The organism is Adlercreutzia caecimuris B7 (assembly GCF_000403355.2).
GTDB lineage: Bacteria > Actinomycetota > Coriobacteriia > Coriobacteriales > Eggerthellaceae > Adlercreutzia > Adlercreutzia caecimuris.
The window spans coordinates 2,696,952-2,711,397 of record NZ_KE159646.1 but is presented as its reverse complement, the minus strand read 5'-3'; the positions used below and the strand labels follow the sequence as shown (position 1 = coordinate 2,711,397).

15 protein-coding genes and 1 other RNA gene are annotated in these 14,446 nt (G+C 66.5%); 2 read left to right on the top strand and 14 right to left on the bottom strand.

The annotated features are described in order from the left end of the window. Positions 1–2: 2 nt before the first annotated feature. Both C811_RS14665 and ffs read right to left on the bottom strand, forming a co-directional pair. The gene (locus C811_RS14665; RefSeq protein WP_016310483.1) at positions 3–830 is read right to left on the bottom strand and encodes a VTT domain-containing protein; all 828 of its coding nucleotides are present in this window, start codon (positions 828–830) and stop codon (positions 3–5) included. Between the two features lie 62 nt (positions 831–892). Next, positions 893–986: signal recognition particle sRNA small type (gene ffs, locus C811_RS16375), an RNA gene on the bottom strand. A 234-nt stretch (positions 987–1,220) separates the two neighbouring features. On the opposite strand from ffs, the gene C811_RS14660 reads away from it, so the two are divergent. Continuing rightward, on the top strand, positions 1,221–2,978 hold the full coding sequence (locus C811_RS14660) for a hypothetical protein (protein ID WP_016310482.1): 1,758 nt from the start codon (positions 1,221–1,223) through the stop codon (positions 2,976–2,978). A gap of 22 nt (positions 2,979–3,000) precedes the next feature. Beyond that, positions 3,001–4,038, top strand: a complete 1,038-nt coding sequence (locus tag C811_RS14655) for a tyrosine-protein phosphatase (RefSeq protein WP_016310481.1) — start codon at positions 3,001–3,003, stop codon at positions 4,036–4,038. 4 nt (positions 4,039–4,042) lie between these two features. Here the strand turns inward: C811_RS14655 and C811_RS14650 are convergent, their stop codons facing one another. The 12 genes from C811_RS14650 to hyfE form a co-directional block, all read right to left on the bottom strand. Continuing rightward, positions 4,043–4,453, bottom strand: coding sequence for a type II toxin-antitoxin system VapC family toxin (locus tag C811_RS14650; protein WP_016310480.1), 411 nt, complete (start codon positions 4,451–4,453; stop codon positions 4,043–4,045). Further along, positions 4,450–4,806, bottom strand: a complete 357-nt coding sequence (locus C811_RS14645; RefSeq protein WP_016310479.1) for a FitA-like ribbon-helix-helix domain-containing protein — start codon at positions 4,804–4,806, stop codon at positions 4,450–4,452. The genes C811_RS14650 and C811_RS14645 overlap by 4 nt, the downstream gene beginning before the upstream one ends. Positions 4,807–4,894: 88 nt before the next feature. Then, on the bottom strand, positions 4,895–6,193 hold the full coding sequence (locus C811_RS14640) for a chloride channel protein (RefSeq protein ID WP_016310478.1): 1,299 nt from the start codon (positions 6,191–6,193) through the stop codon (positions 4,895–4,897). 169 nt (positions 6,194–6,362) lie between these two features. Next, a complete protein-coding gene (fdhD, locus tag C811_RS14635) occupies positions 6,363–7,166 on the bottom strand; it encodes a formate dehydrogenase accessory sulfurtransferase FdhD (protein ID WP_198010046.1) in 804 nt (267 codons plus the stop codon). A 47-nt stretch (positions 7,167–7,213) separates the two neighbouring features. Continuing rightward, the gene (locus C811_RS14630; protein ID WP_016310476.1) at positions 7,214–8,044 is read right to left on the bottom strand and encodes a formate/nitrite transporter family protein; all 831 of its coding nucleotides are present in this window, start codon (positions 8,042–8,044) and stop codon (positions 7,214–7,216) included. Between the two features lie 16 nt (positions 8,045–8,060). Further along, complete coding sequence (gene hycI, locus C811_RS14625) at positions 8,061–8,573, bottom strand: hydrogenase maturation peptidase HycI (RefSeq protein WP_016310475.1); 513 nt, start codon at positions 8,571–8,573, stop codon at positions 8,061–8,063. After that, a complete protein-coding gene (locus C811_RS0104220; RefSeq protein WP_084811546.1) occupies positions 8,570–9,148 on the bottom strand; it encodes a formate hydrogenlyase maturation HycH family protein in 579 nt (192 codons plus the stop codon). The genes hycI and C811_RS0104220 overlap by 4 nt, the downstream gene beginning before the upstream one ends. Beyond that, entirely contained in the window at positions 9,145–9,927 is a 783-nt protein-coding gene (locus C811_RS14620; RefSeq protein WP_016310473.1) for an NADH-quinone oxidoreductase subunit B family protein, read from the bottom strand. Before C811_RS14620 ends, C811_RS0104220 begins: the two co-directional genes overlap by 4 nt. Continuing rightward, complete coding sequence (locus tag C811_RS14615; protein ID WP_016310472.1) at positions 9,924–10,457, bottom strand: formate hydrogenlyase complex iron-sulfur subunit; 534 nt, start codon at positions 10,455–10,457, stop codon at positions 9,924–9,926. The genes C811_RS14620 and C811_RS14615 overlap by 4 nt, the downstream gene beginning before the upstream one ends. A 3-nt stretch (positions 10,458–10,460) precedes the next feature. Beyond that, positions 10,461–12,197 (bottom strand): hydrogenase large subunit, encoded by a 1,737-nt coding sequence (locus tag C811_RS14610; protein ID WP_016310471.1) that lies wholly within the window; start codon positions 12,195–12,197, stop codon positions 10,461–10,463. Then, on the bottom strand, positions 12,197–13,774 hold the full coding sequence (locus C811_RS14605; RefSeq protein ID WP_016310470.1) for a hydrogenase 4 subunit F: 1,578 nt from the start codon (positions 13,772–13,774) through the stop codon (positions 12,197–12,199). Before C811_RS14605 ends, C811_RS14610 begins: the two co-directional genes overlap by 1 nt. 3 nt (positions 13,775–13,777) lie before the next feature. Beyond that, on the bottom strand, positions 13,778–14,440 hold the full coding sequence (gene hyfE / locus C811_RS14600; protein WP_235715547.1) for a hydrogenase 4 membrane subunit: 663 nt from the start codon (positions 14,438–14,440) through the stop codon (positions 13,778–13,780). Positions 14,441–14,446: the final 6 nt, after the last annotated feature.

Sequence of the window (14,446 nt, the reverse complement as noted above, 5' to 3'; positions counted from 1 at the left end):
GCCTATTCCCCGTCTTTCTCCTCAGATGCGGAAGACGCCTGCCGCTCGGCAGCCACCCGCGCGCGGGCCTCGGCCTTCGCCGCGGCTTCGGCACGCAGCACCTTCTCCTCGGTCAGCTCGCGCTCGTACTCGGCCTCGCTCACCCGTTCCTCGGCTTGGGCCACCGGGTCTCCCGCCTTGGCGCGGCGACTGCTCATCGCCGCCTTGATAACGCCCACGAACGCCGGCGCCACCGACACGGCCACAATGCCCAGCACGATCACCTCGAAATGCTCCTGCACCAGCGGAATGCCCCCGAAGAAGTATCCCACCAGCACAAACAGGCTCACCCAGGTGATGCCGCCAATGGCGTTGAACAGCGTGAACTTCCCGAAGTTCATATGCCCCGTGCCCGCGATGAAGGGCGCGAAGGTGCGGAAGAACGGCATGAAGCGCGTGATGATGATGGTCAGGCCGCCGTAGCGCTCGAAGAAGTGGTCGAGCTTGGCCATGCGCTCGGGCGTGAGCGCCTTCACCTTCCCCGAGTCGATGATACGGCTGCCGAACAGGCGCGCGATCCAATAGTTCGAGGTGTTGCCCAAAATGGCCGCCGTCCAGAACACGACGAGGGTGGCCCACACGTTCAGGCCGCCGCCGTCGGCGGAGAACACGCCGGCCGCGAACAGAAGCGAATCGCCCGGCAGAAACGGGAAGAACACAAGTCCCGTCTCCACGAACACGATGAGGAACAGCGGCGTGTACACCCACACCGGCCCGAGCGCGATGATCCATCCGGCGATGAACCCGCGCGGATCCTTCAGCAGATTGATGAAGAAGTCGATAATGCCCATGGAGCCTTCGAACCTTTCAAACGGCGCCGGCAACCGCGGCGCGTAATGCCATGAAAAAGTGCCCCGAATAGGTATGGGCGCTCGTCAGCGGTCCCTTATGGCTGCTTCCTCCCGGACCTGACCAGGTTCGGAACATGTCGCCGCCCATACCCATTCGAGGCACTCGAACTCGTAACGAGACAGTATAGGCGATCGGAGCCCCTTACGGCGCCGCTCGCACTTCCCGTGACCAAACTTCCATACCCTTCCGCGCGATTGTGCGCATTTTCCGTGCTGTTCGCGAGCCATTCGCGTTAAGGTTTTGGTAAGACTCTCGATTTTTCGCGGGAAATTGCTACCATAAACCCACGGAAACACGCAACTCAAACGAACCACTTCCAAAGGACGACCATGGCCCCCACCGACCATCGCCACCCCTCCAGTGGGGAAAACCGCCCAAGGCCCCAAGGAGGCCTCACGCTCTCGACCGGGCGGCTCGAGGGTCGGCCCCGCACCGCCACCGAGGCGCGACGGACCCGGCACAATCCCCTGCGTGACGAGCGCGCGACTTCCGGTCGCGCTCCCCGCAACCACTCCGAGGAGAACAGCCGCAGCACTGGGCGCCGCGAGCAGGCGCGCAGCAGCGGCACCCGCCATTCGGGCACGGGGAAGGCCACGCTCAAGAATGTCCTATCTCCCTTCGCCCCTCAGGTGCACACCATCGGCAACCATGGCATCCATCCCGGATCAGGCCTCGATCTGCGCCGTATCGGCACCGGTGCGGCCGTTGTGGCGCTCGGCGCCGTCTTCGCCATGGCCATAGCCCATGTCGGGCCTTTCGCCCCCAGCGCGGAGCACGGCGACTACTCCAAGCACGTCGGGGCCATGAGCATCGACGGGCTGGCCAACAATGCCATGTACGTCGGTCAGAATATCGCCACGCAGGTCAGCCTTGCCCGACCTGTCGAACCCGACCTAGCCAAGCTGACTCCGCACACGCCCACACGCGAGGAGATTTCCGCGCTCTCCGACCAAAAGGCTCCCTTCGCCTTCGCGCTGGACGCGAACCAGGGCGAGGACAGCGATGCCGCCGGCGCGCCAGTGCTGTCCGATCGGTCGCTTGTCAGCCTCAGCAACGCACTCGCCTACTACGATGCCAACGACTACGATGCCAGCTACCTGTTCATGGACTTGGGCACCGGGCGCGGCATCGCCGGCAACCTGGATGCGTCCATCTACGGCGCAAGCTCTTTCAAGGGGCCGTTTTGCGTCTACGTGGTGAACAAGGAGCTGCCCAACGACATCAACAGCGTGCGTGATTCGCGGCGACAGCAAATCGAGAACACCATCATGTGGTCGGACAACGCCTCCTACGGACAGCTGCGCCGTGATTTCGGCACCGACGGGATGCGCGAGTGGCTCTCGGAGGCCGGCGTGGACGAGAACCTCGTAGACGACACCTATTTCCCCGCCTACACCGGGCGCCAGGCGGCCCTCATGTGGCTGAAGATCTACGACTACCTGGAGCGTGCCGGTACCTCGGCTTCCCAGTGGCTGTCGGACACCTTCGAGGGCACGGAAGTCTCCTTCCTGCGCAACGGCGCGCTGGGCACCACCAGTACGGGGCAGACCGATTATCTGCCCGCCGAAGGTTCGGGCACCGAAGAAGGCGTGGACGACGAGGGTGCCGATGGCGACAACGGAGCCACCGGCGACGGGGAAAACGGCGCGACGCAGGGCGCCAGCGAAGGCGACAGCGATGATGCCGCCGCCAGCGAAACCGGCGGCGAGAACGGCCTTACGGCCATCACCATCTCGTCCGGCGATACCGAGAAGGATACCGATCTGCTCATCGATGCCGCCGAAGGCGCAGAGAGCACGGCGTCAGATGCCGATCAGGAAGCCGGCGGCAACGAAGCCGTCGAAGATGCCGACGAGGGGCAAACGGCCACCGTGGCCTCCATCGGCACGAACATCGTCGTGCGCAACAAGGCCGGCTGGATCGACGGCGAAGAGGACGATGCCGTCTGTGATTCGGGCATTGTCACCATCAACGACCGCGACTACCTCATGGTCATCATGACGAGCGCCCCCGACTCCGCCGCCGGCGAGCAGGCCTTCGCCCATCTGGCCCGCACCCTCTTCGAAATCCGCAGCGACTTGGTGTAGATACTCGACGGAAAGGAACCCCATGCCCGATGCCGCCGATAACGCCCTCGTTCCCGCCACGCGACCGCCGTACTACGCGGGGCGCCCCATCGAGTTCGCCGGCTACGTGGACGACTTCGACCGCACCATCCGCGCCATGGAATTCTCGCTGGACGACGGAGCCTCGTGGACGGCATATCCCACCGAAGCTGTGGACAAGACCCGAGGTGTGAACTGGCGATTCGTCTACACACCGCCGCAGGCCGGGCGTTATCTTCTGAAGGTACGGCCGGTGACCGAGGACGGCGAGCCGTCGCCTTTGGTGGCCGGATTCGCCTTCGAGGCCCTCCCCCTCGCCCGCACCTTCGGTACGGCGCGCATCCGCGGTGTAGGCGGCTCGTTTGCCGAGGCGCGCATCTTCCGCTCCCGCGAGCTTGCGGCCATCACACCCGAGGAGGCCGCCTTCCTCGCCCAATCCCTCGGCGTGGCCACCGTGTACGACCTGCGCACCGCCAGCGAGGTAGCGGCGCATCCCGAGCCCTACATTGTGGGGATGAAGACCATCGCGCTCACCCCCGCCGCCGAGACCCGGCGCAAGGACGCCGACAAGCGCCTCGTGGCCGGCGTCATCGGCAAGTACGGCGCGCCCGAGGAGCGCATGAGCGCCAACTACCGGCGCTACGTGAGCGAATACCCCTTGGTGGGCCAGGCGCTGCGCTCCATGGCCGCCGAGGGCAAGCCCGCGCTCATCCACTGCGCGAACGGGAAGGACCGCACCGGCGTGCTCTGCGCCACGCTTTTGCGCGTGGCCGGCGCCGACGAGGACGCCATCATAGAAGACTACCTGCGCGTGAACGAGGACCACGCCGATCTTATCGCCGCCGAGGCGTCGCGGCTGGATGCGGGCATGACCGACTACGAGCACGCCTGCCTCCTGTCGTTTCTCGAAGCGCGCCCGGCCTACCTTGCCGCCTACTTCGACGAAATCGATCGCCGCTACGGCGACTTTCCCACCTACGTGCGCGAGGGCCTCCGCCTCACCGACGAGGCTGTCGCGAGCCTCCGCGCCCTAGCGGGGTAGCGGCTCAAAACTCCCTTTCGAGCCAGATGCAGTTCACGCCGTTTCTCGCGCAGAGGTCTTGGAGCTTGCGGTCGACGGTGAACAGCGTCGCACCCTCTCGGCGGGCGAGAACCAGGTAGAAGAGGTCGTAGGAGGAGTGCTCAAGCCGAACGGATTCGGTGAGAGCCTCGGCCCACAGATCCTCGTCATCACGCATATCGTCTACGAGGGAGATAGCGTCTCGGCCGCAATCGAGGGCTTCCACCGCCGTCAGGTAACCGCCGCGCACATACTTCGTCATGGCATGGGAAACTTCCGCGCACAGAAGCGACGGCGCCGCTATGCGCTCGTCTTCCAGCCGCAGCTGCTTAAGCCCATCCCCGTAGACCGTACCCAGCGCTATGGCGATGGCCGCGTTGGCATCGACGACGATCATCGGCATTTCTCCGCAATCTCCGCAGCCAGCTCGTCGAACCGCGCGTCGCGTTCAGCGCGGGCCTCAGCCAGCAGAGCCGACGGTTCGGGCATGAGGCACGCTGCAACGCGCCGGCGCTCTTCCGCCCGCGCGAATATGCCACGACGCTTTTCCAGCCGACGCTCGCGCTCGGCGGAAGACTCGAAGGAGACGATGCGAGAACCCTTCGACCGCTCGCTCCCCGCATCTCCGTGAATCATCCTATCGACAGCTGCCACCGTCTGCTGCGCCATGCTCCGATGGTGCAGCGCCGCATAGGCCCGCAGCTCTTCGTACAGCTCCTCGGGAAACTCCCGCACCTGCAAAGCCGGCATCGCCCCTCCTCTTCCCAAGCTGATTCTTTATGCATGCATATTACATGCAATTTGGCAAAAACACCAGGATGAGGCAGCGAGCATGGTTTTAGCCCAACACGCCCCGCCGGGCGCCGCAATCATCTCGCAAGGCGATTGCGGTGGGATACAGGCCCCTTTGGCCGGAGCAAAGATACGCCAGCGCAATGGCGGGCACCGAGACGGCCGCCGCCTCAGGCCCGAAAAGCTCGGCGGCCATGACCCCGGCCGCAAGCGGGCACTTCGCGCAGGCAGCGAAGAAGGCCGAGAATCCCAGGATAGCGGGAAGGGCGCCCGAAGCCGCAAGGCCGCTGGAACATGGAACAGCAGCACCGCCCATCGCGGCGAGAGCGCAGGCCCCCTCTCCTACCGCCGCTCCGAGGCAGGCGCCGACGGCGAGCACGGGCATGATCTCACCGCCCTTGTAGCCGCCGGCCAGCGTGAGCAGCGTGAGCGCGGCCTTCGCGGCAAAGCCCCACCAGGGCGCATCGCCGGCCAGCGCCGCGGCAATCTGCGCCGCACCGGTACCGCAATAGGCGCGCAGCCCCTCGTAACCGAACACCTCGGCATAGCCGAGGCCCAGGGAAGTGGCCGCCCCTCCCACCGCGAGGGCGAACAGGGGCGCCCCCAAACGGGCAAGCCCGCGTCGCAGGCCATGCAGAGCCCCGCAGAAGACTCGGGCCATGGCGGCAGCGATGAGACCGACGGCAACCGCCAACCCCAAGGCCGGCAGCACCTCGTCGGGAACGACAAGGGCCGCCTTCGGGAAGGACCCCGGCAAAAGCCGAGCGCCCCCCATTCGCGCAACGCCCCAAGCCACCAGGGCCGCAACAGCGGGGCAGGCCACCTCGGCCGGCCCCGCCGGACGCTTGCGCATCACCTCGAAGGAGAACACGATACCGGCCAGCGGCGCATCGAGAAGCGCACCCAGGGCCGCCGCCATGGCCGCCGGTGCGAGAAGGCGCCGCTGGGCAGGAGCCGCAAGACGCCGCAAGGGCCCGGAGGCGGCCACGCCCATCTGCAGGGCGGCGGCCTCCTTGCCCACCGAGCCCCCGCCCAGTATCGTCAGGGCCGTTCCGGCGATAATCGCAAAGGCCAGCCGGAGCGGCACCTCCTCCCCTTCTCTGGCCGCCTTCACAACCCGGGCCGTGCTCCAGGAGAAATCGACGCGCAGCAACCGGTAAAGCCCGAACGCGGCGAAGCCCGCCACGGGCATGGCCCATCCCAAGCCCGGCTGGGCGGCGAACAGCGCCGCGGCGCCATCGACCGCCGCGCCCAGCCCAAGCGACAGCAGGCCCACCACCAGGCCCAAAAGCCCCGCGGCGCCGATGAGCCTTCCCATCCGCTTGAGCGACCTGCCTGCGCCCACGGCGAACCTCCCTCCCCGGCATCTCTCGGCCGCATGCCCGCCCGCAGGCTGGCGCACATACCCCGCAGCGCGCCGGCCCCCGCGCTCTGCCGCGTCATTGCCGTCTCCCGTCTCCCCTCGCCCGCGCAGCGCACGGAAAGCGCGTTGTCGCAGCGACCGCGGCGACTTCTCAGCGCCGCGTCGGATCGTTGTACACGATGGCCCCGTCGGGCCGGGCCTGGCAGATGAGGGTCAGATCGAACTCCCGGGCCAGGCGAATGGTCTCGTCGGTGGGAACCGCCTTGGTGGCCAGCAGCGGAACCCCGGCGTGAATGGCCTTCATGACCATGTCCACGGGCAATCGCCCGCTAGAGAAGATGAGGGCGTCGCGCAGATCGATCCCCTGCCGCAAGGCCAGGCCCACCACCTTGTCGAAGGCGTTATGGCGCCCCAGGTCCTCGCAGCAGGCCACCACAGTACCCCCCAGCACCAGATAGCAGCTGTGGGTGCCGGTCGTGCGCCGATGCAGGGGCGTATCCTCGGCGAAGGCCCGGGCCGCGGCGAGCACCCATTCAGCCTCCCAGGGAATAGGCGTCACCTTGGCCGGGGGCGCGTCGCTTGTGAAATAGCGGTTGTAGGTGCGGTTGCCGGTGCAGCAGGAGGGAACCGTCTCCACTCCGCGGCGGGAGAAGTCGGCCCGGTTGCAGCCGAGCAGCACCGAGGCGCGGGTCCCCTGCTCGCAGAGATATACTTCCTCGATCTCGTCGACATCCCCCACAATGCCCTCGGTGAACAGCCGCCCCACCACGAGATCGACCAGATGATCGGGGGTGCACACCATCCGCAAGGTGGGCACGGTGTTCACGAGCACCTCCATAGCGTGCTCGGCGAGCACCGGCCGGCGCACCGGCTCGAAGGATCCGTCGGGACGCAGCAGCGCACCGTCGCAGACCTCCACGGCCTCGCCCTCTCGATATCGGTCGACCACTCTCACGATCCTCTTCCCTTCACCCGTTCCCGGCAGCGTGCGTCGCAGCCTCTTTAAGCCTGCTTCTTATGGTAGATGAACCAGTAGGCCAGGCCCACCACCAGGCCGCCAACGATATTGCCGAGGGTAGCGAGAACCAGGTTGTAGGCCACGCCCCCCGCGGTGATGGCCCCTGCGGCCCCGATACCGGCCACCGTGTTCAGGAGCAGCCCCATGGGCAGGAAGAACATGTTCGCCACGCAGTGCTCGAAACCACAGGCCACGAAAGCGGAAATGGGCAGCAAGATGCCGAGCACCTTGTCGGCCGTGGTCTTCGAGGAGAAGCCGATCCACACGGCCAGGCACACGAGAATGTTGCAGAGCACCGCCTTGAAGAACAAGGTCACCGGCTCAAGGGCCACCTTGCCGGCAGCCACTGAGACGAAGGCCTCGCCCACAGCGCCCCCGTTCATGGCCTGCAAATTCGACAAGTAGATGATAGCCAGCGCCACCAGGGAGCCGGCCAGGTTGCCGAGCCACACGATACCCCAGTTGCGCAGCAGGCCGGCAAAGCTGATCTTCTTCGACGCCTTGGCGCAGGCCATGAGCACATTGCCCGTGAACAGCTCGGCCCCGCAGCAGAGCACCAGGCACAGGCCCAGGCAGAAGCACAAGCCGCCTACCAGGCGCTGCGCCCCGAAGGCCATGGTGGTATCGCCCAGAAACGTGCAGAAATACATGCCGCCGAAGCCGATGAAGGCGCCGGCCAGCATGGCGGACACAAAGCACTTAGCACCGCCCATGGAGGCCTTGGTCACGCCGACAGCCTCGGCCTTGGCCTCGGTGGCGGCCGGCGCCAGCGCATCGGGGCTGATGGACAGCAGATCCTCTTTTACGATTGACATGGATATTCCTCCCCTATCATAACGTTACAAACGGGTATTGCTCGAAATTGCCGCCCTCGGCAAGGGCGGCGTACACCGACTCCACGGCCGCCAGCACGCGCGGGTGCACGGGATCGAAGAACTCGGTACCCCCGGGCTGGATGCCGAGGAAGGTCACCTCCCCGCACATCTGCTCCAGCTCTCCCAGCAGGTAGGTGATGGGCAGCGTGTGGGTGGTGATGAGCGACTGCACCGCCACGTCCTCGGCGCGCAGACGCCGGACGGCCCCCGGCTCAAGCCCCATGGCCGCCGCGTCCACCAGGAGCAGACGCTGCGGGGCAAGGCGGCGCAGATAGCCCAAATCGTTCTCGGGCGTCTGGCCCCCGTCTACCGCCAGCCAGCCGGCCACGGGGTCGTCCTCCAGGCGCTTGGCCAGAAGCGGGCCGGCGGCGTCGTCGCCGCGCAGGACGCTGCCCACGCAGAAGACGACGTTGCCGCCCCGCGCCCCGGCCTCGCTCGCGGCCAGGATGTCCTCGGCGCTCGCGCTCACGACACCCTCCTTCCCATGGCGTACACGGCCGGCTCGCACTGCACCTCGTCCAGCAGGAACAGAAACTCCTCCAGCCACGACGGCACATCCGCGGCAACCACCAGGCCCGCGGCAGCCGTCCCCGGCTCGGGTACCGTACCGCAGCCCTCCAGAGCCGCCAGCACCGCCGGTTTCAGCAGGGGGACATGCTCCTTCTTCAGCTCGATCTCGCCGAAGCGCTCGATGCCCCTCAGCTTGTCGGCCGCCTCGCCGGTACCGAGGGCCGCCAGCACGTCTGAGAAGACGACCCTGGACGTGGCCAGACGCGGCTCGAGGCAGTCGATGACCCCGGTATGGTGCCCGATGGCCAGGGTGTAGTAGAGCACCGAACGCACGTCCTCGGGAATAGAGCGCTCGTGATCCACGAACTTCTTTCCCAGCCGGTAGAACACCACGTCCCGGGCCGTGCGCCCATCGGTGGTGTGGGCCGCCGCCGGGCGCACGGCCCGTCCGCGCTCTGCTCCTGTTCCCCCGTCCGCACCGGGCGCCCTCCCCGCACCCGGCGCGGACGGCCGTTGGCGCACCGTCACGCTCATTCCTGCACGACCTTACTCAGCAGAAGCGCCTTCAAATCCATGAACACGGCCTTCTTTCGCGTATCGGTCTCGCGCTCGACGAGTCTGTCGGCGGCGGCCAGAGCGTCGGTTTTGTCCTTGGCGAGCGTCATCATGAACTCGTCCACGATCTGCTTGCCGTAGTAGTAGCCGCTCATGCGCCGCGCCTCGCGCTCGAAGGCGGTGCGCACCTTGTAGGGTATCGCCGGGAAGGCCACGGGCGCCTGCTCGCCAGCCGGGGCCACATGGCGGCTTTCATGCAGCTTCTGGTCGAGCAGCCCCAAGGCACAGGCAAAGCCGTAGATAGTGGCCGGCGGCGAGGGCGGGCAGCCCGGAATGTACACGTCCACGGGAAGAATGGGGTCGGTGCCTCCCCACACGCAGTAGTTGTCGTGGAAGATGCCGCCGGTGCAGCCGCAGGCCCCGTAGGAGATGACGATCTTCGGATCAGGCGCCGCCTGATAGGCGCGCAGCGCCGGCTCGCGCATGGCCCGGGTCATGGCGCCGGTGTACAACAGCACATCGGCGTGGCGCGGCGAGGGCACCACCTTGATGCCGAAGCGCTCGGCATCAAAGGCAGCGGTGATGGTGGCGAAGATCTCGATCTCGCAGCCGTTGCAGCCGCCGCAGTCCACGCGGTACACGTACACCGACCGCTTGATGGACTGGAGCAGCTTCTCCTTGGCCTTAGCCACCGACGCGTCCAGGGCCACTGGGTCCGGCCTCCACTGGAGAGACGCGGGGAAATCGTTCTCGATCATCGGGCACCTCCTTCGGTGCGAGCTTGGGCCTGGAAGGCGCGGGCATCCTCGCGGCGACGGCAGGCCAGGCACTCGTCCAGCTTCCCCACATCGGCAGCGGCGGGACCTCCCACGCTCTTCAGAACCCGGCGCGCATAGTCGACCTCCTTGGCGGCGGCGTAGGGCTTGCCGCACACCGCGCAGCGCGCCACCTCGTAGGCGCAGGACTCGGACAGATCGGCCTTGTTCAGCACCGCCAGCTCGAAGTCGGTCGTCAACTCGATGGCGAACAAGGGACACACCTCCTGGCAGCGCCCGCAAAAGATACAGCGGCCGTAGCTGATATCCCAGGTCACATAGGACTGATCATCGTTCAAGTCCATGGTGATGGCGTTGGCCGGGCAGGCAATGGCGCAGGCTCCGCAGGCAATGCACAGCTTCTCGTTGTGCTCCGGCTTGCCGCGGAATCCCGCGGGCATGGCCAGCGGCTCGAAGGGATAGCCTGTCGTGGCGTCGCCGGCCTTGCGGATTTCCTTGAACAGCTTCAACATCGCCTACACCCCCGTTCCCGAGAGCGGCGAGTGGGTGCGGCGACGGCAGTAGCCCTCCAGCTGGTCTTTGGTGAGCACCGTCTCCGTCTTCTTCTTCACATCAACCACCGTCACGCGATCGGTGCAGGAATAGCACGGGTCCATGGAGCCCACGATGATGGCCGCATCGGCCACGGTGTTGCCGCGGAACATGTAGCGCAAGATGGGCCAGTTGGAGTACGTGGCCGCCTTGGCCCTCCACCGGTAGCACTTCTGGTTGTCGCCCACTTGGGCCCAGTGCATGTCCTCGCCGCGCGGCGCCTCGGTGTAGCCCAAGGCGAACTTGTGCGGCGTGTACCGCCAGTCCTCGGTGAGCACCGGGCCCGCCGGAGCTCCGTCCAGCAGCTGCTCGATCATGGTCAGCGAGTCCATGAACTCCTCCACGCGCACCAAGGTCCGGCTCTGCACATCGCAGCCGTCGTGGCTGCGGGCCTTCATGCCGCTCAAGTACTTGTAGCCGTCGAAGGGGTGATCGAAGCGCACGTCGCGGGCAATGCCGCTGCCGCGCACGCAGGGGCCCACGGGGCTGTAGTCGCGGGCCACCGCCGGGTCGAGCCGGCCCACCCCGGCGGTGCGCGACTCGAAGTTCGCCGTGGACACGAGCATGTCTACCAGCGCCTCCACCTCGTTGCGAATCTCGCGCACGTACTTGATGGTGGCCAGCTTCTGCTCGTCCAGAATGTCGCGGCGCACCCCGCCGATGAGGTTCAGGCCGTAGGTCTTGCGGGCGCCGGTCAGCAGCACCGCCAAGTCCATGGTCTTCTCGCGCACGCGGAAGAAGTGCTGGAAGCCGGTGTCGAAACCGCAATAGTGGCACACGAGACCCAGATTCAGCAGATGGGAGTGCAAGCGCTCCACTTCCAGCAGGATGGCGCGGATGTACTGGCCGCGCACGGGCACCTCGATGCCCTGGGCGTGCTCCACGGCCTCGGCATAGGCCACGGAGTGGGCATTGCCGCAGATACCGCAGATGCGGTCGGCCAAAAACGTGACCGCGTCGTAGTTCAGGCGGCTCTCGGCCACCTTCTCCATGCCGCGGTGGACGTAGAACAAGCGGTAGTCGGCGTCGATGATCTCCTCGCCCTCCACGAACAGGCGGAAGTGCCCCGGCTCGTCGGAGGTGATGTGCAGCGGACCCATGGGCACCTCGGTGACCTCCTCGGCCTGGCCCTCGTAGAGGAACGAGTAGTTCTCCACATCGGTGACGGGAGCCGGCCGCTTGCGGTAGTCCATGGAATCCTTGCGCAGCGGATACAGGTCGGCCGGCCAGTCGTCGGGCAGCACCAGCCGCCGCTCGTCGGGCAGCCCCTGGGCGCGCAGGCCGAACAGGTCGAAGGCCTCGCGCTCGCTCCACACGCAGGCGGGCACCCGCGGAGTCACGCTCGGGTACTCCATGGACTGGGGGTCCACCTCGGCCCGCACCGTCACGAAGCCCGGGTCGCTCTCCTCCATGGACAGCAGGTAGTACAGGGCGTAGTTGCCGTTGATGGGCCGCTCGTCGTTGGCCACCATGTTCGGCAGCCAGCCGCCGCGACCGTAGTACAGAAACTCCACCACATCGGGCAGCATGTCCTTGGGCACCGTGACGGTCACCTGGTCTTCGGCCTGCCACGCGGCATCGAGCACCGCTCCGGGGAACGTGTCGCGCACGGCCTGCACGTGGGTTTCCCCCACCCGCAAGGGCGCCTTCTTCTTGACCATTACTCGGACACCTCCTCTTCAACCTCGTCTCCAGCCAGGGCCGCCAGGGCCCCTTCAAACAGATTCTCGCTCGCCGGGTACTCGTCCTCGTAGCTCATGACGATGGCCCCGGCGCGCTCGATGGAGCCGAACAGAGGGCCGGGTAGGGCCACGCCGAGCAGCACCACCAAAGCCAAAAGCACGCATTCGGGCACCAGGGCCAGGGCCGGCACGTCCTTGCGAGCCATCCCCTCGGGCGCACGCCCCAAAGCCGATCCGGTGATCATGGTCACAAGCGCCATGATGACCACCACCAGAGCCACCAGCACAAGCGCCACGAGCCAGAGGGCGTCGGCGGCAATGCCGGCCAAGATCATGGCCATCTCGCTCACGAACATGGCGAAGGGCGGGAAGCCCGCCAAGGCGAGGCAACCGGCCACGAACAGCACGCCGGTCACAGGGGCCACGGCCAGAATGCCCTTGATCTTCTCCAGATCGCGGGTGTGGTACTTCATCATCACGTTGCCGGCCACGCAGAACATGAGCGCCTTGGTCAGGCCGTGGGCGATGCAGTGCACCAGGCCCGCGATAATGCCCAGAGGACCGCCGATGCCGAAGCACACGGCGATGAGGCCCACGTTCTCGCACGAGCTGTAGGCCAGCTTGCGCTTGATATCGCGCTGCCGGTACACCTCGAAGGCCGCGTAGCCCACCGAGAGCACACCCAGAATCACCATGACCAGCTGGGGGAAGCCCGCCCCCACATTGGCCGCGGCTAGAATGTAGAACCGCAGCACGATGAGCAGCGCGCACTTCAGCAGCACGCCGGACAGCAGGGCCGACACGGGGCTCGGCGCCTCGGAATGGGCGTCGGGCAGCCAGGTGTGCATGGGAAACAGGCCCGCCTTGGTGCCGAAGCCGATGGCGGCGAACACGAAGGCGATCATCGTGAGCGAGTGGTCGAGCGCGGGAGCCATGGGTAGGATGGACGTCCAGAACACCGCCTGATGCGCGTCGGCCATCACGTCGGCGGCGTTCGCGTACACGAGCAGCGTGCCGAACAGACCGAAGGCCACGCCGGCCGTGCAGACGATGACGTACTTCCACGCCGCCTCCAGGGCGAGCTTGGTGCGGTACACCCCCACGAGGAACACCGTGGACAAGGTGGTGGCCTCCACCGATACCCACATCATGATGATGTTGTTGGAGGTGACGGCCAGAATCATCGAGAACACGAACAGGCTGAAGAACACGTAGTACTGTTTCACCTGGGAGGGCCCGAGCTTCCCATCGGCCACATCGTGGGCCACATAGGGCAGCGAGTACAGGCCCGTGGCCGGCGCGATAACGGCAATGAGGCCCAAGAACAGCGCCCCCAGCCCGTCCAGATGGAACCAGCCGCCCAAGGCGAAGAGGTCGCTGCCGGCGAACACCGAGGCCACGAGCCAAAGCCCCGATACGGCCACAACGGCCAGGGACAGGACGTGAATGGCCTCGAACAGGCCGCGGGGCGTGGCCTTCGCGGGCAGCAGGGCCATGGCGGCGGCCGCAACCACCGGGCAGCCCAACAGGCAGATTAGCAGAATAGAGTAATCCATGGCTTATCCCTTCAGCTCGCAGAGGTCGTCGGCATCAAGGGTGCGGGCGTAGCGCGCCATGCGCCACACGAGCACGGCCAGAATGATCACCGCGAAAATGGCGTCGGTGGCCACCCCGATCTCCACCAGCTCCGGGGCCTGGGGCGCCAAGAGCGCCAAGGTCACGTGGGAGCCGTTTTCCATCAGGCAGTATCCGAAGATCTGCTTGAAGATGGAGCGCTGGATGACGATGCAGGTGAGCCCGATGAAGAAGTGGGCCAGCGACACCGCCAGTGTGGGGCGCACCTCCGCAGCCGTCGGCAAATCGATCCCGGAGACGGCCACGAAGCACACGAACACCTCCACAGCCACCAGGGCCACCGACTTCATGGGGTTGAGCTTCGGCGGCAGATCCGTCCGCGCGTCATCGCCGATCTTCTTCAGGGTGAACAGCAGGATGGCGGGCACGAGCACCACCTTGGTGGCGAAGGCCGTGGCCGACCAGGTGAACAGCTCCACCGAGCCGGTCACCGCGCCGAGCGACGCGAGCACGGCCACGAGCACGAGCGACTGGAGCGAGTACAGCCAGGCCGCCGCGCGCCCCGTGCGGGCGAGCACCACCAGCATCGAGGTGATGATGAGGCAGGCCCCCAGCACATTGACTAACGGGTATCCGAACATATTCATCACCAC